The sequence below is a fragment of the Aquella oligotrophica genome (assembly GCF_002892535.1).
Classification (GTDB): Bacteria; Pseudomonadota; Gammaproteobacteria; order Burkholderiales; family UBA11063; genus Aquella; species Aquella oligotrophica.
In genome coordinates this window covers 530,654-552,099 of the sequence record NZ_CP024847.1, presented here as the reverse complement: position 1 = coordinate 552,099, position 21,446 = coordinate 530,654, and the positions used below count along the sequence as shown (strand labels likewise).

At 36.8% G+C, this 21,446-nt stretch carries 22 protein-coding genes; 6 read left to right on the top strand and 16 right to left on the bottom strand.

Going from position 1 to position 21,446, the window contains the following annotated elements; genetic code table 11:
* Positions 1-7: 7 nt before the first annotated feature.
* Genes secB through CUN60_RS02545 form a run of 3 tightly spaced genes read right to left on the bottom strand, consistent with a single transcriptional unit; the run spans position 8 to position 1,456 of the window.
* Positions 8-484, bottom strand: a complete 477-nt coding sequence (gene secB / locus CUN60_RS02555; RefSeq protein WP_102950531.1) for a protein-export chaperone SecB — start codon at positions 482-484, stop codon at positions 8-10.
* 47 nt (positions 485-531) lie between these two features.
* Entirely contained in the window at positions 532-789 is a 258-nt protein-coding gene (grxC, locus tag CUN60_RS02550) for a glutaredoxin 3 (protein ID WP_102950530.1), read from the bottom strand.
* A 13-nt stretch (positions 790-802) separates the two neighbouring features.
* Complete coding sequence (locus tag CUN60_RS02545; RefSeq protein WP_102950529.1) at positions 803-1,456, bottom strand: outer membrane protein; 654 nt, start codon at positions 1,454-1,456, stop codon at positions 803-805.
* A gap of 321 nt (positions 1,457-1,777) precedes the next feature.
* Between CUN60_RS02545 and CUN60_RS02540 the strand changes: the two genes are divergently transcribed.
* Positions 1,778-2,650, top strand: a complete 873-nt coding sequence (locus CUN60_RS02540; RefSeq protein WP_102950528.1) for a YicC/YloC family endoribonuclease — start codon at positions 1,778-1,780, stop codon at positions 2,648-2,650.
* A 2-nt stretch (positions 2,651-2,652) separates the two neighbouring features.
* Here the strand turns inward: CUN60_RS02540 and CUN60_RS02535 are convergent, their stop codons facing one another.
* From CUN60_RS02535 to CUN60_RS02505, 7 genes are all read right to left on the bottom strand, one after another.
* Positions 2,653-3,036, bottom strand: coding sequence for a DUF1425 domain-containing protein (locus CUN60_RS02535; RefSeq protein ID WP_102950527.1), 384 nt, complete (start codon positions 3,034-3,036; stop codon positions 2,653-2,655).
* A 16-nt stretch (positions 3,037-3,052) separates the two neighbouring features.
* A complete protein-coding gene (locus CUN60_RS02530) occupies positions 3,053-4,441 on the bottom strand; it encodes a COG3014 family protein (RefSeq protein WP_102950526.1) in 1,389 nt (462 codons plus the stop codon).
* Positions 4,434-5,036: a ribosome biogenesis GTP-binding protein YihA/YsxC gene (yihA, locus tag CUN60_RS02525; RefSeq protein ID WP_102950525.1), complete on the bottom strand. Its 603-nt coding sequence runs from the start codon at positions 5,034-5,036 to the stop codon at positions 4,434-4,436. Before yihA ends, CUN60_RS02530 begins: the two co-directional genes overlap by 8 nt.
* Before the next feature lie 11 nt (positions 5,037-5,047).
* Entirely contained in the window at positions 5,048-6,484 is a 1,437-nt protein-coding gene (locus CUN60_RS02520; protein ID WP_102950524.1) for a hypothetical protein, read from the bottom strand.
* Positions 6,485-6,493: 9 nt separating this feature from the next.
* A complete protein-coding gene (locus tag CUN60_RS02515) occupies positions 6,494-8,113 on the bottom strand; it encodes a hypothetical protein (RefSeq protein ID WP_102950523.1) in 1,620 nt (539 codons plus the stop codon).
* A gap of 17 nt (positions 8,114-8,130) precedes the next feature.
* Positions 8,131-9,531 carry an asparagine--tRNA ligase gene (gene asnS, locus CUN60_RS02510; RefSeq protein WP_102950522.1) on the bottom strand — a complete coding sequence of 467 codons (1,401 nt, stop codon included), beginning with the start codon at positions 9,529-9,531 and terminating at the stop codon, positions 8,131-8,133.
* A 63-nt stretch (positions 9,532-9,594) separates the two neighbouring features.
* Positions 9,595-10,770: a phosphoglycerate kinase gene (locus tag CUN60_RS02505; protein ID WP_102950521.1), complete on the bottom strand. Its 1,176-nt coding sequence runs from the start codon at positions 10,768-10,770 to the stop codon at positions 9,595-9,597.
* 150 nt (positions 10,771-10,920) lie between these two features.
* On the opposite strand from CUN60_RS02505, the gene rdgB reads away from it, so the two are divergent.
* Positions 10,921-11,526, top strand: coding sequence for an RdgB/HAM1 family non-canonical purine NTP pyrophosphatase (rdgB, locus tag CUN60_RS02500; RefSeq protein ID WP_102950520.1), 606 nt, complete (start codon positions 10,921-10,923; stop codon positions 11,524-11,526).
* A gap of 4 nt (positions 11,527-11,530) precedes the next feature.
* Positions 11,531-11,902 (top strand): rhodanese-like domain-containing protein, encoded by a 372-nt coding sequence (locus CUN60_RS02495; RefSeq protein WP_102950519.1) that lies wholly within the window; start codon positions 11,531-11,533, stop codon positions 11,900-11,902.
* Positions 11,903-12,023: 121 nt separating this feature from the next.
* Here CUN60_RS02495 and CUN60_RS02490 read toward each other — a convergent pair whose 3' ends face one another.
* From CUN60_RS02490 to CUN60_RS02475, 4 genes are all read right to left on the bottom strand, one after another.
* Complete coding sequence (locus CUN60_RS02490) at positions 12,024-14,735, bottom strand: beta-1,3-glucanase family protein (protein WP_102950518.1); 2,712 nt, start codon at positions 14,733-14,735, stop codon at positions 12,024-12,026.
* A gap of 210 nt (positions 14,736-14,945) precedes the next feature.
* Entirely contained in the window at positions 14,946-15,668 is a 723-nt protein-coding gene (locus CUN60_RS02485) for a pirin family protein (protein ID WP_102950517.1), read from the bottom strand.
* A gap of 13 nt (positions 15,669-15,681) precedes the next feature.
* Positions 15,682-16,470, bottom strand: coding sequence for a 4,5-DOPA-extradiol-dioxygenase (ygiD, locus tag CUN60_RS02480; RefSeq protein ID WP_102950516.1), 789 nt, complete (start codon positions 16,468-16,470; stop codon positions 15,682-15,684).
* Positions 16,471-16,480: 10 nt separating this feature from the next.
* Entirely contained in the window at positions 16,481-17,041 is a 561-nt protein-coding gene (locus CUN60_RS02475) for a flavodoxin family protein (protein WP_102950515.1), read from the bottom strand.
* Positions 17,042-17,183: 142 nt separating this feature from the next.
* Here CUN60_RS02475 and CUN60_RS02470 point away from each other — a divergent pair, with 142 nt between their 5' ends.
* Positions 17,184-17,798, top strand: coding sequence for an IS607 family transposase (locus CUN60_RS02470; protein WP_102950514.1), 615 nt, complete (start codon positions 17,184-17,186; stop codon positions 17,796-17,798).
* Positions 17,799-18,347: 549 nt separating this feature from the next.
* Here the strand turns inward: CUN60_RS02470 and CUN60_RS02465 are convergent.
* Positions 18,348-19,634: a P-loop NTPase fold protein gene (locus CUN60_RS02465; RefSeq protein ID WP_102950513.1), complete on the bottom strand. Its 1,287-nt coding sequence runs from the start codon at positions 19,632-19,634 to the stop codon at positions 18,348-18,350.
* A 183-nt stretch (positions 19,635-19,817) separates the two neighbouring features.
* Here CUN60_RS02465 and CUN60_RS02460 point away from each other — a divergent pair, with 183 nt between their 5' ends.
* Positions 19,818-20,282, top strand: a complete 465-nt coding sequence (locus CUN60_RS02460) for a MarR family winged helix-turn-helix transcriptional regulator (RefSeq protein ID WP_102950512.1) — start codon at positions 19,818-19,820, stop codon at positions 20,280-20,282.
* Positions 20,283-20,292: 10 nt separating this feature from the next.
* Positions 20,293-20,715, top strand: a complete 423-nt coding sequence (locus tag CUN60_RS02455) for a DUF1398 domain-containing protein (protein ID WP_102950511.1) — start codon at positions 20,293-20,295, stop codon at positions 20,713-20,715.
* A 440-nt stretch (positions 20,716-21,155) separates the two neighbouring features.
* Here CUN60_RS02455 and CUN60_RS02450 read toward each other — a convergent pair whose 3' ends face one another.
* Positions 21,156-21,437, bottom strand: coding sequence for a YciI family protein (locus CUN60_RS02450; protein ID WP_102950510.1), 282 nt, complete (start codon positions 21,435-21,437; stop codon positions 21,156-21,158).
* Positions 21,438-21,446: the final 9 nt, after the last annotated feature.

Genomic DNA, 21,446 nt, shown 5'->3' with positions numbered 1-21,446 from the left:
TACAAGATTAATTTATTGCAATTGTTTCTGGCGCAGTAGATTGTGCCTGAGCCTGAATTTGCGCTTGTTTTTGCTGATATAAATATGCAAAATTAATTGGCGCAAGAATTACAGGAATAAAACCAGCACGTGTAGTTAAATCAGTTACTGCTTCACGTAGATATGGGAATATCATATTCGGGCACTCAATATTCTGAATCAATTCCATTTGATCAGCAGGAATATTTTTTAACTGGAATATTCCAGCTTGGTCTAGTTCAATTAAGAACATTTGCTGTTCACCAATTTTCGCATTTACAACTGCATGTAAAACTGTCTGATAAACACCTTCTTCTACTTTTTCAGTATTAAAGCTGATATTTAATTCAATATTTGGCTGTTCACGATTTAAAAAAATCTGAGGTGCATTTGGAACTTCAAGTGATACATCTTTAACATAAAGCTTATCAAGACTAAAAATTGGTTGATTATTTTGTTCTGACATAATATTTCCTTTTTAAATTAATAATTTTGTTATGATTACTATATACGTTATTTACCAAGCATTTTATCTAAATCACCACTGCGATTTAACTTAGCTAAATCATCAAACCCACCGACATGGGTTTCACCGATAAAAATCTGTGGAACAGTCATTCTACCAGTAATTTCAATCATTTTATCACGCTCTTCTGGGAGTAAATCAATACGAATCTCTTCAATATTATTCACACCCTTTTGCGCCAACAAATTTTTTGCCATAACACAATAAGGGCATGTTTCTTTTGAATATACTCTAACTTTTACCATTTATACATATTCCTTAATTAAAATGCCACGCTCCACCCAGCAATAAACTGGTAGCAGACCATGAACCAACATTTTGCCCATTAGATGACATACTTACTGGAAGTAAGCCACCGTAATTCATTGCCTCTAAATGTACATCCCACTGTTTAGATATCATATACTCAAGCCCTAAGCCCATAGCGACAGCAACACCAGTTCCAGAAGGAAGACTTCCCCCTCCAGCACAAGTAGTTGTACAGTATTGCCCCATTTGCGCATACGCTAAAGCCAATCCTAGTTTCGCATATACCGAAAAATTACTATCTTCAATCGGTAGTCTGCCAACAGCTAAAAGATCAAGTAACTGCGCATTCAGATTAAATGTGCTATTATCGTTATTTGAGCTAATTGTGGCTCCAGTTATGGTATTGGAATTAAAGAAATATTGATAACCTAATTCAACACCCCAATTTTTGGTAAAAAGATAGCCTGCATCAATTCCAAGCTGTGCCCCTGGTGAAGTTGCCGACACCGTCAGCTGTGAGTTACTAATCTGCTGTCCAGCCATACTATTATTGTAAATAAAGTTCTGCCAAGCAACTCCAGCATCCAGCCCAACATAAAACTCTCCTGCCGATGCAGTACCGATTGTAGCAAACAATAATAAAAATTTACGCACATTACGCATAAAGTTCTTTCAATCAAGCAATATTAAAAATTATAACTAACTAGATGAATATAATTATAATTTCTACTACCGCACTTAATCTTTGATTGGTATATAATAATGGACATTATTGTAACACAATAAACTAAACTGATTAATCAATAATTTATCGATTAGAGTGTAGAAGCATTTTACTGATTAATACTTAAAAAACCTCAGTTAAGAACCTATCAGCCTTAATTCAGGCAATTTTGATAATAACCAGAAAAAGCTTATGCAAAATTTAAACAAATAAACTCACACTCGGAATTATGAATAAACCCTAATGAAAGACAATCAATCATGATTTTAAGCATGACAGGCTATGCCAGCCGGACATTACAACTGGAATCTCAAATAATCCAGTTAGAGATTCGTTCAGTAAACCACCGCTTTCTTGACCTAACACTAAAACTATCCGAAGAAATAAAACACTTAGAATCTAATTTCAGAAGTCTAATTGCTGAAAATGTATCCCGCGGTAAGATTGATGTCAAAATCTACATAAAAGATAATAAAAGCACTTCAGTACAAATTAATCTAAACCAGCCATTACTACGTGAGTATTTGAAACTATCTGAAGAACTTCAAAAATTATGCACGCAAAATATAAGCATAAGCATGCATGATATCTTAAATTTTCCAGGCATTGTCAATCAGGAAGCAAGTTTTAGTGAAGAAATGAAGCTGGTATTATTTAGCGAGCTAGATAAACTAATTGCAGATTTTAGAGAATCACAAGCATCTGAAGGAAAAAAAATAACACAACTATTAACAGAGCGAACTAGCGAAATCTTTAGTGTCATTAAATCATTAAAACCACTTGTAGAAAATGCTACTCTCGAATATAAAGCAAAATTGACTGAACGGCTGAGAGATTTCCTCAAAGAATCCGATGTAAACGACACCAGATTACAACAGGAATTTGCATTCTTTTGCCAAAAAATAGATGTAAGTGAAGAGATTGATCGACTGCATGCCCATACAACAGAACTAAGCAATCTGCTAACTAAAGGCGGCAGTATTGGTAAACGCTTGGATTTTATCTGTCAAGAGATGAATCGTGAAGCCAATACCTTTGGCGCTAAATCAGTATCAATTCCAACCTCTAAATGTGCAGTTGAACTAAAAGTCCTGATTGAACAAATTCGCGAGCAAGTTCAGAATATTATGTAGCATTAGTTGCTATAAACTTTAGCTGCCGAACCAGTGGAGCTTACTTCAAGTTTAAAATCAATCGCGGTAGGCTCGGTAGCAGTACAACTAATATCTTGAGTAGTTTTACCATAAACTCGTACTGGTATCCACTGAGTATCATTACCAACTTTAAATTTATTTCCATCATAAAATTGGCATCTATAGTATAGTTGCTGGATTGAACCACTACTATTTATAACAGTTGCCTGTATATTAAGAAAATTATTTATACGGGCAGAGCGCAGATCCTGAACATCAAGATTATCCACATCGCCAACCTTTACTAAATGAGCATCAATTGAGTTCGGATTTGTCGCACACCCTGAAAGAAATAAAAAAGCAGCTAAACAACTAATTTTCTTCATTTTTAAACCTTTAACATTATTTTGGAATTATTGACTCATCAGGACTAAAATAAACCTGATTACCAATTACTCGCCAGCTGACAATATGATACGCCCCAGTGAGATTTACCTGTAAAGTTTTTTGCCCAAGCGCAGTATTCACAGTAATAGTATGTTTACCCCTAGGAACGCGTACACGGCTAAGATAAATCTGACTAGGCAACATTACCCATGCTCGCTCGTCAGCACGATTAAGGATAACTCCGGCACCTAAGGCAGCAATATTAAGTAAGGTACTACCGTTTTTACATGCCGACTGTTCTGCTGCCAAATCACGAGTTGCACGCAATATATTACGAATAAAAATATTTGGCAAATCATCGTGCAGATATCTCGCTGCCATCAAATTAATATTAGTAAATAAGTATGGCTGAGGATTCTGATTATCAATAGCGTAAGTGTTAGCAAAAGTATTTACTCGATCTGGCACTAAGCCCGGAAAAGATACTGAAATACTATTAGCACAGTTTCGACCATTAATAGAATAGAAGTATGGGATATTCAGGTTATGCGATTTTATCTGCGGTGCATGACCTATTTCTTCAACCAGTAATAAATCAGTCTGATTTTTTCCCGGCTTATTATTTTTATCAAGATTAGCAATACTTTGATTTATCATTGTATCGGCAGGATTTAATTGCAGGGCTTTTAAATAGCCAGGGCGGGAAAGACTATCTTCTCCAAGTGCCTCAAAGACAAAACCAGCTAGATAGTGAGAAAAAGCATTTTGATAACTATTTTTAAGTGCTAATACCTGAGGCGTACTTACTGAGTCAAAATCATAATTCGCTTCATTATTTGCAGCAAATTGATCATAGCTAACCATATTCTGCGGCAACTCCTGACTCTTTTGCGCCATTTCCGCGTACTGAGCATCACGATAATTTTGAATTAACTGCTCAAGCTGATACATCCGTTGAATCTGGATCCGAGCACCATCCCAATCACCCTGATTAAGAGCATTTAATGCGCGATAAGTTAGCAGCATTACTTTTTCATAATCTTTGATCTGATAGTCAAGCACGTTATCATTTACAAGCGTTGCCTGAAATGTATCGGCAATATTACCCCAAGTACCATTATGATAGCTCGCTGCCCATGCATCAACATAAGCATTGGCGGCAATGAAATTACTTTCACTTTGTGGGTATTTTATCCCCATCCGCAATAAGCTGCCATATTCAAGATGATAAAGAACATCATCATTATCATTAAGAGACTGGCTTGCCAAATCTAATCCATTTTGATCTAGTGCAGTGATTGTCCGATCTGTCTCTGACTTATAAGAACGCAACGGATTATTAGCACACGAAGCAGTTAGACATGCTAGAACCACTAATGAGAGTCTAGATATAATCTTAGTCATTGGGCACTAACCAATGATTTAGTTTTGTTGCCAGCTCCTCTATCCCCTGCCGCTTTGGTGCAGAAAATAGCTGAAGGCTCAGATCATTTATACCAAATTCAATTAGCTCTTTTTTAACCTGATTTAAAACTTGAATTTTTTCCTGATTGGTAAGTTTATCTGATTTAGACAATACTATATGTAACGGCTTTTTTGTTACTGAGAAAAACTCGATCATTTGCCAGTCAAGATCTTTTAACGGATGCCTGGAGTCCATTATCAAGACTAATCCGCAAATTTCTTTGCGCTCTTTAAGATAATTACCAAGTAACCCGACCCAGTGTTGACGAATCGCCTCAGGTACTTTAGCATAACCATAGCCGGGCAAATCAACCAAGAAAGTAGCAGGGGCAACTTCAAAGTAATTGATATGCTGCGTCCGACCGGGTGTTTTTGATGTATATGCTAGTCTAGTCTGATTAGTTAGCGTATTTAACAAACTAGACTTACCAGCATTTGATCGACCTACAATAGCTATTTCATAATTTGTCTGAGGTAAACTACGTAGATCATTTACTGTAGTATAAAACCTTGCTTGCTGGAAGTTATAACTCATATTACTTTCTTCTAACCTGAGGTTAATTGGGTTATAATATTAAGCCCCAAAATGCCGCTAGTATAAGCACTTTGCCCAATTGATGTACAGCTACCTGCCCCAGTAGTACTATTTGGGCAGGAATAAATGACACCTGATGAATTTGCAATATATATTACACCACCGTTATTATCAACAACCATTGCCACTGGGTTTTGTACCGTCCATGGAAAAGAAGTCAATGAACTAGTTTGTGCGCCTACATTACCATTTGCTGGAAACAGATAAAAATTACCTGTAGCGGTAGCAATATAGAGATTATTATTAATATCTGAGACTATTTTGATTACATTAGCTATTGCTGCCCCATTACCCGTTGTTACAGACACCCATGAATTAACCGGACTCCCAATAACTCCAGACTCTGCCCATAGCCCCCCAGCATTACCAGCAATAATACCGGTATAAACTGTGCCACTAGAAGCACTTAGCGTTGTATATCCAAGAGCGGTAATATTCCCACCATTGATTCCAACACCCTCCTGAGAACAGTTATTTCCGGTAGCATTTTGCGTACATACATAAGCATTATTAGCATTGGCAAAAAATAATCGAGTACCCGTTATTGCACTGATATTTGTAGTAGGATTAGTTAACCCCGTAGCATATTGCGTCCAGCTAAATGACTCTTTTTGCATACTTGCAGTATATACTGAATTGGAAAGTGATCCATTCGGATTACCATAAATTGTTTGCCCACTAATTATAAGATTAGTTGCTCCCTTAATTGAAGAAGAACCACCAGTTGCATTTCCGGCGTAATTTGAATTTCCGGAGAAGTAAATTCCACTATTCCCGGCAAGATAAAGAAAGCCATAGTAATTATCATTAGCTACAGCATTTGCAATACTCTCAGACTCAGCTTTAAAAGGAGTATTAAACCCATTATTATTGTATGTCTGGACATAGCCATTATAAGCAGGACTACTACCTGTCGAGGAAATCTGCAAACCTGGAGTTTCATAAACTGTCAAACTCGAAGTAGCACTATTCCCACTAGTTACCCAAGGTAGAGTATTATTAACTGTATAATTAGCATTGACGGTTATCGGAGTATGAGTTCCAACTCCGAAAGACTCACCAGTTAGCCATAAATAAAAAGTACAGCTACTACCAGGGTTAATTGTACTACCCAAACAGTTATTTGGATCATAGCTTGAGCCCTGTGCACTTGGATAACCTACGTTACTAGCTCCCGAAACATTCAAGCTAAGATTAGTTATTGGGTAGTTAGTACTATTAATATAATTTTGACCACCATTGTTATTCTGAATGGTAACTGCCATACAATAGGAGGCATTGGTAGAACCATCAGCACAATTCCCCTGCGTGGTAGAGAAATTAATATTATTTTCAACCCCACATGCTACCAGCATTAGCACCATAGCAAACAGTAAACCTTTTTTCATAACAAGATCCTAATATGGAGTTAACTGCGATGCTGTTTGCATTGCATTAATCGTACCACTAATACCAGTAATGGGTGTCCACTCACTAGATGCAGTACTGATGGTTGGAGAAATCAAGTACGCAACTGGTGCCGTTTGACCTGGATAATCATTACTTTGTAATGAGGTACCACCAACAAACACTCCCTGTGCATTATCGACTATAACATTACTAACCGTCCCTGAAACGATATTTTGTCCACTTGGGCTAAGTAATGGGATAAAAGCAGCATTACCACTTTCTATATAAACTGAAGGCTGATTACTTTCAATCTGGCTAATCCCAGCGTACCAGAAAGGACTTCCAGTAAAATTAACATTGTTAAAATAGGCAATCGAATTAACAGGCAAGCCAGGTAAACCAGTTGCTCCCGAATTAGGAATCGGTACCCAGTCCCCACCATTATATGCCCAAACTCCAGTCGCCCCTGCAATATTAAAAGTATTGACACTAGAAACCAACTGATTAATAACCGTATCCGGTCCAGTAATATAAACAGTTGGATTACAAGAAGTTGAAGATATTGTAGTCAAACTACAGTTATAAACATTATTATTATTTGATATATATAATTGGTTACTTACTACCTGCATTGATGTCGGATATGTCGAATTTATACTTGTTGTCCCCATATAATTTACCTCTAATGAGAAACTAGTATATTGTAATTGATAAACCTGTCCCAATGCTGTAATTAAATACACATTTCCTAGTGTATCTGCAGTCATTGCAAGAATAGATGCACCACCTGGCAAACTACCTGTTCCATTTGGAATCTGATACCAAGAAGAAATTGATTCTCCAGTATATTTATAAACATTTCCAAAAATATCACCCGTATATACATTACCAAATGCATCGCGGGTCATGGATTTAACCGAATAACTTTCCGGTGAGTTAGCAGAAACAAAAGTATTAATTGTTGGGGACGTATTTTGTGCATTAGTCAACACCACATTTTGCGGGAAACTACCACCAACATATAAGTTAGAGCGTTCGTTAATTGTCGTCCCAACCGAGTAATTCGCATTACCGTTGGTATAATTAACCGAAAAATTTAATGGATAAACACCAACAGGCATTGACTCATTTACAATCTGAACATAAAAGGTACAGCTATTTCCATTGGTATAAAGCGTTCTTACATTTGGACCTAAAGTAGTTACGCAATTGTTAGGATCAAATAAAGCAATGTTACTGATTTGTTGATAGGTATTACTAAAAGAACTTGAACTAACTCCTGCCGCATTAAAATCAATCATACTAGCAGTATAAGTTGTATTGCCACTTGGACTATAAGCACTAATATAGCTCATGGTAAAGCCGTAACCATTAACCTGAATGTTATTGGCATTCTGCCCGCTATTATTATTAGTCAATGTAAGAGCGATACAATACGGAGAGGTTGAAGGCAAATTTGCATTCATAGGAAACGCGGCTGAATAAGTGGTAGCTGTTGACTCATAACCAGGGTTTGTGCCCGTAACACATTGCCCTTGTGCTGCACTAAGACTTATACTATTAGGGGTTTGCGAACAGCCATAAATAGCACCAACTAGTATTGAAACTGCGATAATCTGTTTTTTCATCTAAATCTAACCCTTTATTAGAATGCAACATTTTTCGGAGTACGTGGGAACGGAATAATATCCCGTACATTCTGAACTCCAGTAATATAACTAACTGCTCGCTCCAAGCCAAGACCAAAACCAGCATGTGGCGCAGTACCAAAACGGCGTAAATCAAGATACCAATCAAGCGAGGCAGGATCCATGCCTAAAGCCTGCATCTTGCCAACTAAGACATCATAGCGCTCTTCCCGAGCAGCTCCTCCAACTATTTCACCAACACCTGGCGCTAGGATATCCATAGCCGCTACGGTTTTACCATCTTCATTTTGACGCATATAAAATGCCTTGATTTCTTTTGGATAATTAGTTACAATTGTCGGTTTACCAACTAATTCTTCACATAAGAACCGTTCGTGCTCGGATGCCAGATCAACGCCCCAATATAAAGGATTTTCAAATTTGCGTCCAGATTTTTCCAATCTAGCAATCGCATCGGTATAAGTTACGACTTCAAAATCATCATTTACCATTTTTTCTAGCCGCGTGGCTACACTCTTATCGATAAACTGTGCAAAAAATGCCATATCGTCGCCATTTTTATCAAGCACAGCCTTGAAAACATGTTTTAGCATGCCTTGTGCCACTGCCATATTATCATTTAGATCAGCAAATGCCATTTCTGGTTCAACCATCCAAAATTCAGCCAAATGGCGCGTAGTATTTGAGTTTTCAGCACGGAATGTTGGTCCAAAAGTATATACTTTAGATAAACCCATACAGTAAGTTTCAACATTTAACTGTCCGGATACGGTCAAGAATGATTCTTTGCCAAAAAAATCCTGTTTATAGTCAACTTTGCCTTTATCATCACGCGGCAATTTATCAAAATCAAGCGTCGTTACCTTAAATAATTCACCAGCTCCTTCACAATCCGAAGCTGTGATCAAAGGCGTATGTACCCAATAGAAGCCATTTGCCTGTAAGTAATCGTGAATAGCAACTGAAGCCGTATTTCTTATCCGCATAACCGAAGAAATCAGATTGGTTCTGATACGTAGATGAGCATGCTCACGTAAGTATTCTACCGTATGACGTTTCGGTGACACGGGGTAAGTATCTGGATTTTCAACAAAACCAGTAACCTCAATACTATCCGCAATAATTTCCACACTCTGTCCGCCACCTTGTGACTCGACTAATTTACCAGTTGCAATTACTGCACAATCTTTAGTCAAATTTACAATTTCTGAATTATAATTAGTAAGCTTATTTTCAGCAATTACCTGAATAGCATCAAAACATGAACCATCACTAACCGTAACAAATGAAAGTCCAGCTTTTGAATCCCGACGATTCCGAACCCATCCACGAACTGTTACACTATCACCAACTTTAGCCACACCAGCTAAAATCTGTTTTACCGAAAAAACCGCCATACTACTCTCTTTATACAAAAATTGCTTTTTTAAAATTATTAATAATACTTATTTCACCATAGCTTATCTTGAAGTTAAAAGTTTAACCGCAGGTAATTCCTTACCTTCTAAAAACTCAAGTAGCGCACCACCAGCCGTTGATACATAGCTGATTTTATCAAATAAATTAAATTTGTTGATTGCCGCGATGGTATCACCTCCACCAGCAAGGCTAAACCCTTTACTATCGGCAATCGCATTCGCTACGATTTTGGTACCATTCGCGAATTGATCAAACTCAAAAACACCAACTGGACCATTCCAGATAATTGTTCCAGCCTCGGCTATAATCTCAGCCAATTGATTAGCAAAGCTACTACCAATATCAAGTATCATCTCGCCTGATTTTATATCATCTAGATGCTTCTCTACCGCCTTGGCATCTGGCGCAAATTTCTCCGCCACCACCACATCATAAGGTAATGGCACTGAAGCACCACGAGCACTCATTTTATCAATAACTTGCTTGGCTTCATTAACTAAATCAACTTCCACCAAAGATCCGGCAACATCCTTACCATTTGCCATCAGGAATGTATTTAAAATACCGCCACCAACGATAAGGGTATCCACTTTATCCGCAAGGTTATCAAGAATAGTTAGCTTGGTAGAAACTTTAGAGCCAGCTACAACTGCAACGACTGGCTTTTGTGGCGAAGAAACTGCTTTAGATAAAGCTTCAAGCTCTTTTGCCATCAATAAACCAGCGCAAATTTCTTTGGCATATAAGCCAACTGAATTAGTCGAAGCCTCTGCACGATGCGCCGTTGCAAAAGCATCATAACAAAAAACATCACACAGTGCAGCATACTTTTTGCCTAACTCTTCGTTATTTTTCTTTTCACCAACATTACAACGGACGTTTTCTAACATAATGATTTTGTTAGTCGCGGGGAAAGTGACTCCTTGTTGCCAGTTATCCACAACTGGAATTTCACAATCAAGAAGTTTCCCTAATCTGACCGCAACTGGAGCTACCGAATCTTCAGCTCTGATATTTCCTTCTGCTGGACGCCCTAAGTGTGTAGCAACAATAACTTTTGCACCATTTTCAAGTGCATATTTAATGGTATTAACCCCAGCTTTTATTCTCGTATCATCTGTAATTATCCCATTATCATCTAATGGAACATTCATATCGGTGCGGATAAAAACCACCTTACCCGCCAGATTTAAATCTGTAATTTTATTAAATTTCATTCTAATTCCAATTTGTTACCACTAAAACCTAAACATGCTACAATAGCGCGAGCTAGTTTGTGTAAATATAAAATTAGTATTTTACACCAAAAACAGATTGTTACGACAGCGAAATTAATAAAAATCACAATTTTAGACCAATAAACACATATGAAACAAATAGTAGTTGCATCGAATAACAAAGGTAAGCTTGAAGAACTCAATACAATTTTTGCCACTTATGGTATTGAAATTGTTCCACAACAGGCATTAAAAGTCCCAGAAGCTGATGAGCCACATATCACATTCATTGAGAACTCATTGCATAAAGCAAGACATTGCGCACGAATCACAGGACTACCAGCCCTTGCCGATGATTCAGGAATTTGCGTAACTGCGTTTGGTGGTAAGCCAGGAATTTATTCGGCACGTTATGCAGGCACACCAAAATCCGATGTAAATAATTTAAATAAACTCCTTGATGAGATGAAAAACATTGATAACCGAGCCGCCTACTTTTATTGTAGCTTGGTTTTTGTTAGATCCTATGATGACCCACAACCAATAATTGCAGAGGGTATATTTTGTGGCGAAATATCGAGGGAAGCTCGCGGACAATTTGGGTATGGCTATGACCCAATATTCCTGATTCCAGAACTAGGAAAAACTGCCGCAGAGTTAGGCACTTCAGAAAAAAATCGCATAAGCCATCGTGGACAGGCGATGCAGCAAATGATAGCTAAACTAAAACAATTTAATTTAATTTCAGGAGAATAAACTCATGCAGCATGATCCAGCATTCGCATCTCTTGTAGATGAAATCCGACCGCTAATCAAAGAATTAACGGTTACACAGGTAAAGGAAAAATTTGACCGCAATGAACAATTTACCTTTATTGACGTTCGTGAAGATCACGAGTGGAACAAAGCATCTTTGCCCAATGCCATTCACATTGGACGCGGAATTCTTGAACGTGATATTGCAACACAGATTAATGACAAAAATCAGGAAATCGTCTTATACTGCGGTGGCGGCTTTCGCTCAGCACTTGCCGCTTATAATTTACAAAAAATGGGCTATACCAATGTTTATTCTATGGATGGTGGCTTTAGAGGCTGGCAGGAACTCGACTATCCGATCAATAACAAATGATATAAGTAGGTTTAATTATCTACCAATAGTCTATTAGTATCTAAATTACCCATAAGCAAGATGATAACTAATGCCCTGAGTTTGACAAGGCATTAGTTATCCAAGGGAAAGTAAGACTTAACTAGGGTAACTGACCAGAAATGGCAACTGCACCACCGGGAGCTGGAAAGTCAATATAAACCTGATTATTTGCTCCACTAACTCCGGAAACAACTACTCCAGTAACTCCAAATACCTGTCTAGTAGCAAGATTGATCACCGCAGGAATCCCGTTAATCAATACCGTCATTGGGGAAGCTGTACCATAGGCTGTTAAATTCGTCAAAGGAATATGATTACCTGTCGTTACCACACTTCCAGCACCAATTCTCGGGATAACATTATAAACATCTCCAGAAGGCGTTGGAGTCGGGGTTGGTGCTATCGTTGGTACTGGGGTTGGCTGATTAGGTGTTAAACCTGTACCGGGCGCAGGAAAATCAATTTCTACATTATTTCCTGATCCAGTAATATTTGAAACTACTATCCCATTTACTCCGCTAATTGATTTATGAATTAAATCAATAGTAGTTGCGACACCATTTATATAAACTGTAAATACTGGAGATGAAACTAAGAAAGATATTCTATCCGCAACTATCTCCCCATTGGCCTTTTTCACAACGCTGTTGGTACCAATTCTTGGAAATACACTATAAGAACCTATTGCAGGGGTCGGAGCAGGAGAAGGCACTGGTGTTGGAGCTGGAGCTGGTGGCGCAAAAGTTGGAGTTGGTGTAGGTACACTAGGTGTCACCCCGGTTCCTGGCGCAGGGAAATCAATAAATAAAGTATTACCCGGCTGAGATATTGATGAAACTACTACGCCATTTACCCCCACCACATTTTTACTTAACAAATCAATAACCGTTGTTGTGCCATTTACCAATACAGTAAGTGGTGAATTAGTATAGAATGTCGTGTAACTGCCAAGTGGCTGACCAGATAAAGTTGTAACAACACTACCATTACCAATCCGTGGAGTCACACCATATTCACCAGAAACCGGAGCAGGAGCTGGTGTTGGTGTTGGTACAGGAGTTGGTGTTGGCGATACAGTTGGAGTCGGGGTTGGACTTGGTACTGGAGTAGGAACAGGTATTACCACATCATCGGACAATGGAACAATATGAATCCCACCCGCAGATGGAGCAGGAAAATCAATTGAATAATCACTAGTAGAAGTATGATTAAACACTACCCCTGAAAGCATAGGGCTATTTGGCTTGACAATTAATGGATCAAGATAGATTTTAGCATCCTGACCATTTAGGTTAAGATGAAGTGGCATACTTACGTTGGTTAGGATCTGGTTATTATGAAGTACAGCATTATTGTAAGTAACTGTAGAAGTTGCGGGGATATGCACTGTAATATTGTATTTTTTATTATCAACATACGGATTTGGAATTGTAGTACCTGACATATCATGTAATGTAACTGTTAGCACTCCGGGACTAGCTGCATTTGGTTCGTGCAAAGTACCATCCTGACCCAATGCATCATCATAAGCAAAGGTATAAACTGGCTGATCATGACCATAACTATGTAATGCTTTTGAATATAAATCATACCACGGACCACCTGGCAGATTAAGTAATGAATTGAAAGTAAAAAATTTACTGCGGTTATTATCAAAAAAGCTGCGATTAATAATCGTACCACTTGGAGCTGGCAATAGCCCAACTTCAAAGGCAGAAGTCAATTGCCGAATTATAATAGCTTTTGGCGTATTGTTAGCGGCATCAAAAGTATCACCAGCGCCACCAAAAAATGGCGTTGAATCACTTGGCATATCAACGATAACCGTGTTGTTAGCTGCATTTTTAAAAACAAACTGATTACTACCATTGACTGTTCCTGTATAAATATCATTAGCTGTACCAAGTTCACTACAATCAATTTTTAAGGTATTACCATTTTTATAAAAATTAAGTATCTTATCAATATAATTGGCAAGATAGTCTTTATCAAATGGTACAGTTCCAGCCAAATTGGTAACCATAGCCTTACCCGGGGCAGTTAAACGAAGATCAGTCGTTGCGCCAGAAGTTGAATTAATATACTTTAAGACAAGCTTACTCCATTCATGAGTCGGAGTTTTATCTTCAGTAGCAAAAACATTAGCTACATCATTATAAATGGTATTTCTTGAAACAGTAAGTCCAGCTTTCTGTACCGTTACTGATGATGGCTGTTCCATGCTTATCGGTAATGAAAAGAAATCTACTGCGGTTGGATTTGCCCATACACCAATATCATTATAGCTAAATTCAACCTTGTCATAAAGTGTGTAATAATTGGTATCACGTGGATTAAATCCGTCGGGATCAATAACTAACCGACTATTTGGATCATAATATAGATCAAGCGGCTGCCCAATAGAAAAATAGATTCGCCCAGAAATAACTTTGGGCAGATAAATTAAAGTATTACCAGCATTATCTTTGGGCAAATCATTTAATGATACTTTTTCATAATTAAATAAGACTGTATTCGCATTAGTTACTTCACAAGTTCCGATTCCATTTGGATCAAACTTCATGACACATTGATCATTGCCGGCAGTGGCCTTGATGAAGAGATAAACCGGAACACCGCCAAGGTTGGTATGATTAACTATTTTTAGTGGTAAGTAACCTGCTTTTGTCTGTCCGGCACTTTTAGTAGTAACGACTAGATTACTTGCAGTAGTTGTACCTACCCCACCACTACTTCCAGAATTATTTGAGTAACAGGCTACTATAATCGGACTAAAAGCAACCAGTATTGATTTGCGTAGAATTGAATTCATTTTTTACTTCCCTTGTAAATGTCATTATTTGTTGACAGATTTGATTATCCCATAAACAAATTAATTTGAATAGCTGCCAAAGTGGCAGAGGGAAGCTAATTAAAAAAGTAAATCAACTCTGAGAGTAGATAGAATTTAGCCATAAAAAAACTCCGGGAGTAGTTTTCCCGGAGTTGATACAAGAGGCAGCAAAATAGTAGGTTCGATTTATTAATAAGCAAAAACCATGGGAACCTCAATTGCAATCAAGCACGTATTTTTAAGCGCCTTAAAAGAAACCTCACTAACTTCACTAATCGCAATCGCATCACGGGTTACTAACTTACTATTATCTAGTTGAATTTCGCCATTAATTAACATTAAAAATACGCCATTACCGGCTTTTTTGATTGAATATACAACTTCAGCATCCTGATCAAATTCAGCTAATGAAATATATGCATCTTGATTGATTTTAAGACTCTCACCATTACCATCGGGAGTAACTAGTGTATGCCAGATATTTTTCTGTTGCAGACGTTCGGTAAATGATTTTTGATCATAACCCGGTTTGATATCTTTGTATTTCGGGAATATCCAGATTTGAAAAAGATTCAAATCTTCAGTCATCGACGGATTACGTTCACTATGTGTAATCCCTGAGCCAGCACTCATTACCTGAATTTCGCCAGCAGTGATTTTTTCCCAGTTCCCCATACTATCCTGATGCTCAATAGTCCCGTTATGTACTATTGTAATAATTTCCATATTATTATGTGGATGGGTTGGAAACATGCTATCTGGTTTTATATAATCATCATTTATTACCCGTAGCGCACCAAAATTCATACGGTTACGATCAAAATACTCACCAAAACTAAATGTATGATAAGTATCAAGCCAACCAAAATTCAGGTGACCTCTAGAATTAGCACGAATAATCTCTGTTTTCATCTCTATCTCTCTCTTATGATGTAAAAATTACTGAAGTCATCGAAAGCGAACCATAAATTATCGCTTGATTAAATAGCGTAACCTCATCTGATTCATTTGCAGCTCCGATCGCATATAAAAGCGGTATAAAATGATCTTCCGAAGGCACAGCAAGTCTGGCATCAGTTAATTTGTCGTAATTTATAATTGCAGCATGATTATTTTTAATCAGCATATCACTGATGGATTCATCAAATTTTTTAGCCCACGGATAAGTATTTCTCACATTATGCCAATCAAGCAATCTTAAATTATGGACAATATTACCACTAGCTAAAATCAAAACTCCCTCTTCGCGTAATTTGCAAAGTTTGCGAGCAAGCTCATAATGCCAGCTTGCAGTTTTATCACGCATGATGCTCAACTGAATAACCGGAATATTTGCTTCTGGATACATATGGCAGAGAATACTCCAGACACCATGATCAAGCCCCCATTCATGATTAAGAAACACTTCTGGTAACTCAGCTGTTCCCGCCAATATTTCTTTGATATGGCTAGCAAGTTCAGGATTTCCCACAGCCGAATAATTAAATTTATGTAGCGACTCAGGAAACCCATAAAAATCATGAATAGTTTGATTTTGCTTACCACTGCTTAATGCCAGCTCATCAATATACCAGTGAGCAGAAATTGCCAGAATTGCTTTTGGAGCATCAAAGCTACTGGCAACTTCCCTCCATTTACTGGTAAACTGGTTATTTTCCAAAGCATTAATTGGTGAACCATGCCCAATGAATAATACTGGCATTAATTTTGACATAGCTAGAAGATTAATTAAATTTTAATGCTAATTCTGCAACGTGCTTACCAAGATGCTTGGCAGTATCCAGATCACCTTTTGGCGGAACAACATCAGCACCTAAGTCAGAATCAGACTGCGCATAAGCACCAAGAAAACCACCCATACGATTTAGATCATTGCGTTCAGATTTGGATGAATTTGCTGGCAGTAAATCAAGTGGCACCCATAGCATACCATGTTGTCCGGCAAAAGTTATTAACTGCATCATTGAATTAAACTTATCCCCGTTAAGGCTTGCTGAATTGGTAAATCCGGCAGCAAGTTTATTTTGCCAACCACGACTAATCCATACTTTAGAACTTGCTTCCATAAATTTTTTAAATTCGGCAGAAACACTACCCATATAAGTCGGCGCACCAAAGATTATCGCATCTGCGGCATTCAAATCATCCCAATGTGCCTCAACATCTGTAACACTAATTAATTTTGCTGTTACTCCAGCTACAGAACCAGCACCTTCAAATACTGCCTGCGCCTGCTTAGCTGTATGTCCATAACCACTATGAAATAAAACTACAACTGATTTCATACTATTTTCCTTAAAAAATTTTTGATTAAGTGATTCTAACATAGCCAAATTTCAAATAAAATAGACTAAACACAAGTTTTCAAACTATTGCACCAAAGAGTGATAAAATATATTCATATTGAATACATTTAAGGAAACTAAAATGGAAAATGAAATCATCAAACCCAAACAATTTGCGCAGATGATAGGTAAATCAGTACTAACGCTGCAAAGATGGGATCGCGAAGGAAAACTGCCTGCCAAACGCTCGACAACAAACCGCCGTTATTATACTTACCAACAATATCTTGAATATATTGGCGTTCATGCTTCGGTATCGGCAAAAACTGTCGCCTATTGCAGAAGTTCATGTGCTCTTGATTACAATGACATTGAACTGCAAAAGCAGCATATCACCGAATTTGCACAAAAAATGCATATGGCAATTGATGAATGGTATATCGATCATAATAGCAGCCTTAATTATCAAAGAGAGAACTTTAATCTGCTAATGGAACAGATCGAACAGGGAAAAATTCGGATGCTATTCCTTGCCCATAAAGACCGACTGGTAAGATTTGGCTATGAATGGTTTGAAGCATTTTGTAACCGTCATGGAACAGTGATTCATCTAGTTTGTCAAAGCCAGTTTACTCCAGATAAGAAAGAACTTTTGGCTGAACTAAAGCTGATTATAAACATGTTTAGCAGCAAAATCGAAGAATTAGGTAACCAAAAAGAACAGATTATTGAACTGATAAATACCCTCGAAAAATAACCCCACTCTACACGATCAGTACATAACCACACATAATATACTGACATATATAAATAAAAACACCAAATACTCAAGTTATCCATAAATGGATAACTGATATTCAAAATCATCTATTTTCATTTATCCGCCAAACATCTATAATCTCGCTTACTGGGAAACTTCTGATAAGAAGTCCCACATTTTCTTCCCCAATTGGTCCGGATATTATGTTCGGGCCTTCTTTTTTGCCTGCCTTAAATTAACCTTACGAATTTTAATATTGCCTGAAGGTTTGGGCGTTAGTGCCATGACTGACTAACCCATTAATTTGTTTGATTCAAATGTTGGCTAAGCTTTTCTGGCTCATACATTTCAAAATAGTATCGTATGTAATCAACTATAGCATCTCGGTTAAGCGGATAATAATAGCGACATAATTTTTTATACAGCAATAATATCTCATCATCGAAACAAAAATCTAATAATTTATCCAAAGTACGTAAAATATATTGTTCCTCTACAATTTTTGTACGAATAAAATGGTGTCAAGCCTCCATATTTAGGTTGATACTAACTAGGATTAAAGTACTCTTCATATAGTTTATTAAGAAACTGCTCAATTCCGATATTTTCTATAGTTTTCTTATCTATTTTACGTATAATAAAATTAAAAACTTCGCCTACAATATCAATAAGACCTGAAAAAATTTCTTTCGCCCCTTTATAATTATCATAGTTTAATGGATTTGATATATCTCCTTTAAAGTGCTGTAATTTTTCTTTAATTACTTCAATCTCAGATATAGTTAATAAATCATAATAAAGAGATCTTAACTCTAAATCATATCTTACAATCACAATATTTAACAGTAAAAGATAATATGCAGCATTGTGATTCTGTGCTAATAATATCTTAAAGTCATGTCCTTTAAAAATTTGATTTAGCCTTGTTAAATAAAATTTAGCAAATTTTTGCACATTTCTTACTGTCAGGAAAGATAACCATTCTGATAGAAATAAAAAACTCTCAGCATCATTGTCAAACTCTAATTCCTGTAAAAACTCACGTGGATTATCTTTCACTGGAGTTTTAATATTAATTTCAAGATCAATATATTTTGTTAAATAATATTCATCATTACCACTATTCTTGCCATAAATGTGTTGTAGCTGAGATTCAAATTGATGCCGATTCATAATCGTGCAAAACTGCAGGTTTGTAATAAATTTTAACTGGTGAACTATGTTCATCACTCTATATGAAAACTTGGGATTTGCCCGATCAAAATCATCAATAAAAATAATTAATTTCTTTTTGTCATATCTATCAGCTAGAGCATTAATTATTTTTTCCAGTTCCTGTAAAGCTTGTTGATATACTCGAACATTAGATAATTGCGCACTGATTAAATCCTCATTACCATCATTACCATGCTTTGACTCAGTCTTTTCATCAATTACAAAGTCTTCTACTGTTGATAGAATTCGCTTTAGGAAACCTGACTGATCAATAAGTAAAGACGTCCAAGATAGTACATTAAGTAGCATTGCTACAGCAGAGAAAATCTTTGCATTATTCCCACTAGCACCATTGGACTCACATTCACTATTATTTACATAGTCAAGGATAGTAATTATAAAAGGCACCAATGGATCCGCACAGTAATCATAATCGGAAATATTAACTTTTAAGGCTAAAAACCCCATCCTCTGTAACCCATTTAATTTACTCATTACAAGATCAGATACATAGGTTTTACCGCTACCCCATTTTCCATTAATATTAAGAGTTAGATTATCATTATTTTTAAGTACTGTAATTATTTTTGAAACTTCATTATTTCTTAGTTCTGACATAGCGATCACCTGGATAAATATTTATTGCAAAACGGTTCTACATAGAATAACAAACTAAAAATTATTTCTATTTTACCATAATATTTCAACCTAATAATATCACAATTCTTTTATCTCTAAAGTATAATTTACTTGACAATAGTTTACTAGTAAACTATAATTCTTAGCTAAGGGGAGGTAGAAATGACAACAGCCAAACAACCAAGCGAACTCAAATCACATATTGGCTATCAGCTAAGATGCATTTCTAATGCAGTTTCACATTCCTTTGCCCAAAAGCTTGCAAAACATGAAGTAACGGTAGCCGAATGGGTGATTCTTCGAGAAATGTATACAAATAACGAAAGCACTTCGCCGGGCATGATTGCTGAATTTACCGGACTAACTCGCGGTGCAGTTTCTAAATTGATAGACCGACTGGTACGTAAAAAGTTAGTCAGCCGGAGTGAAGCTAAAGCTGATCGCCGTTTTCAGCAAATAAAGCTATTACCAATAGCAAAAGAACTTATTCCAAAACTTGCCACAATTGCTGATGAAAACGATCATCATTTCTTCTCAGTATTAAGTGCAGTTGAACAGGAAAATTTAATGGAAATACTGATCAAGCTTATTGAAACTCATAAACTAAAAACCAATCCAATTGAATAAAGGAATAATCATGACTAAACTAACCGATAAACTTATTGAAGCACAAAAACATGCCATGTCAATCCGCCCGGCTATAGGAGGTTTTCCAGTACTTGCGGAAGCACTTCGCCAAGTGGGCATAAAAACTAATCGTTGGCATTTGCCTTCTTGTCAGTCAATATATGAACTGGAAGAAGGAAGTGTTGTCCAACAAGGAGCGCCACTTGTCAATGGCACTCATCAAATTCCGGCATTTGATGAGGAGGCATTGATTACAGCAATCAGACAAGATCAGCAAGGTCAAACAACCTTCCCTGAGTTTTTACAAGCAGCGTGGAATGCTGGCGTCATTAGCTATGACGTTGATTTCTTGGCTAGAAAAGTTATCTACTATGGCGTAAATGGTGAGAGTTATTGTGAAGAATATCCGGCAGTAGAGATAAAGTTATCATAGCTCACAACATAATCGTAATAACAATCGCGATTACTGTATAAATGATGGTAATTTATATTTATGATGAAAGCAAAAACAAACTAAAAGGAGTCTCTTAATATTAGGCTATTTTTCATCAGCTAAAAAAATAGCTAAGTAACGCTATTATTAGAGATTTTTCACTTACCCACAAAAGCTGTGGATATATCTGTGGATAACTTTTTTATAAATAGTCTAAATCCATTGAAACACGGGATTTTAGCGCATATATTAGCATAGACTTATTTACAAAATATAAAATAAATACAGTATATTAAATAAAGTCAAGTGAAAAAATAATTTAATTTTTTTCTTGACTTTATTCCGGTGGATAACTTTCTTTAATTTACAAGCTTTTACAGCAAAAATTGCAATTTTGCATAACTGTTTTTCATATTTAAATCCGCTCAAAGTACCAAATTTTAAATCGGTAATACTTTTTGCCAGCGGGTAATCGTTACATTCTTAAATAACCCAGCTTTGCTATATGGATCGGCAGCCGCAAACTCTTCTGCTAGTTGCCTAGAGCCAGCTTCAATAATAATCATGCTGCCAAAAACAGCTGTTCCTTCACCGTTAAGTAACGGTCCACTACCGATAATCTTTTCAACATGGCTATTTAACCATTCACGATGTTTTTCTCGGTGTTGTAAACGAATTTCATTATGTTCCGGTTTATCAATACAGTAAATTATATACATCATTTTAATTTC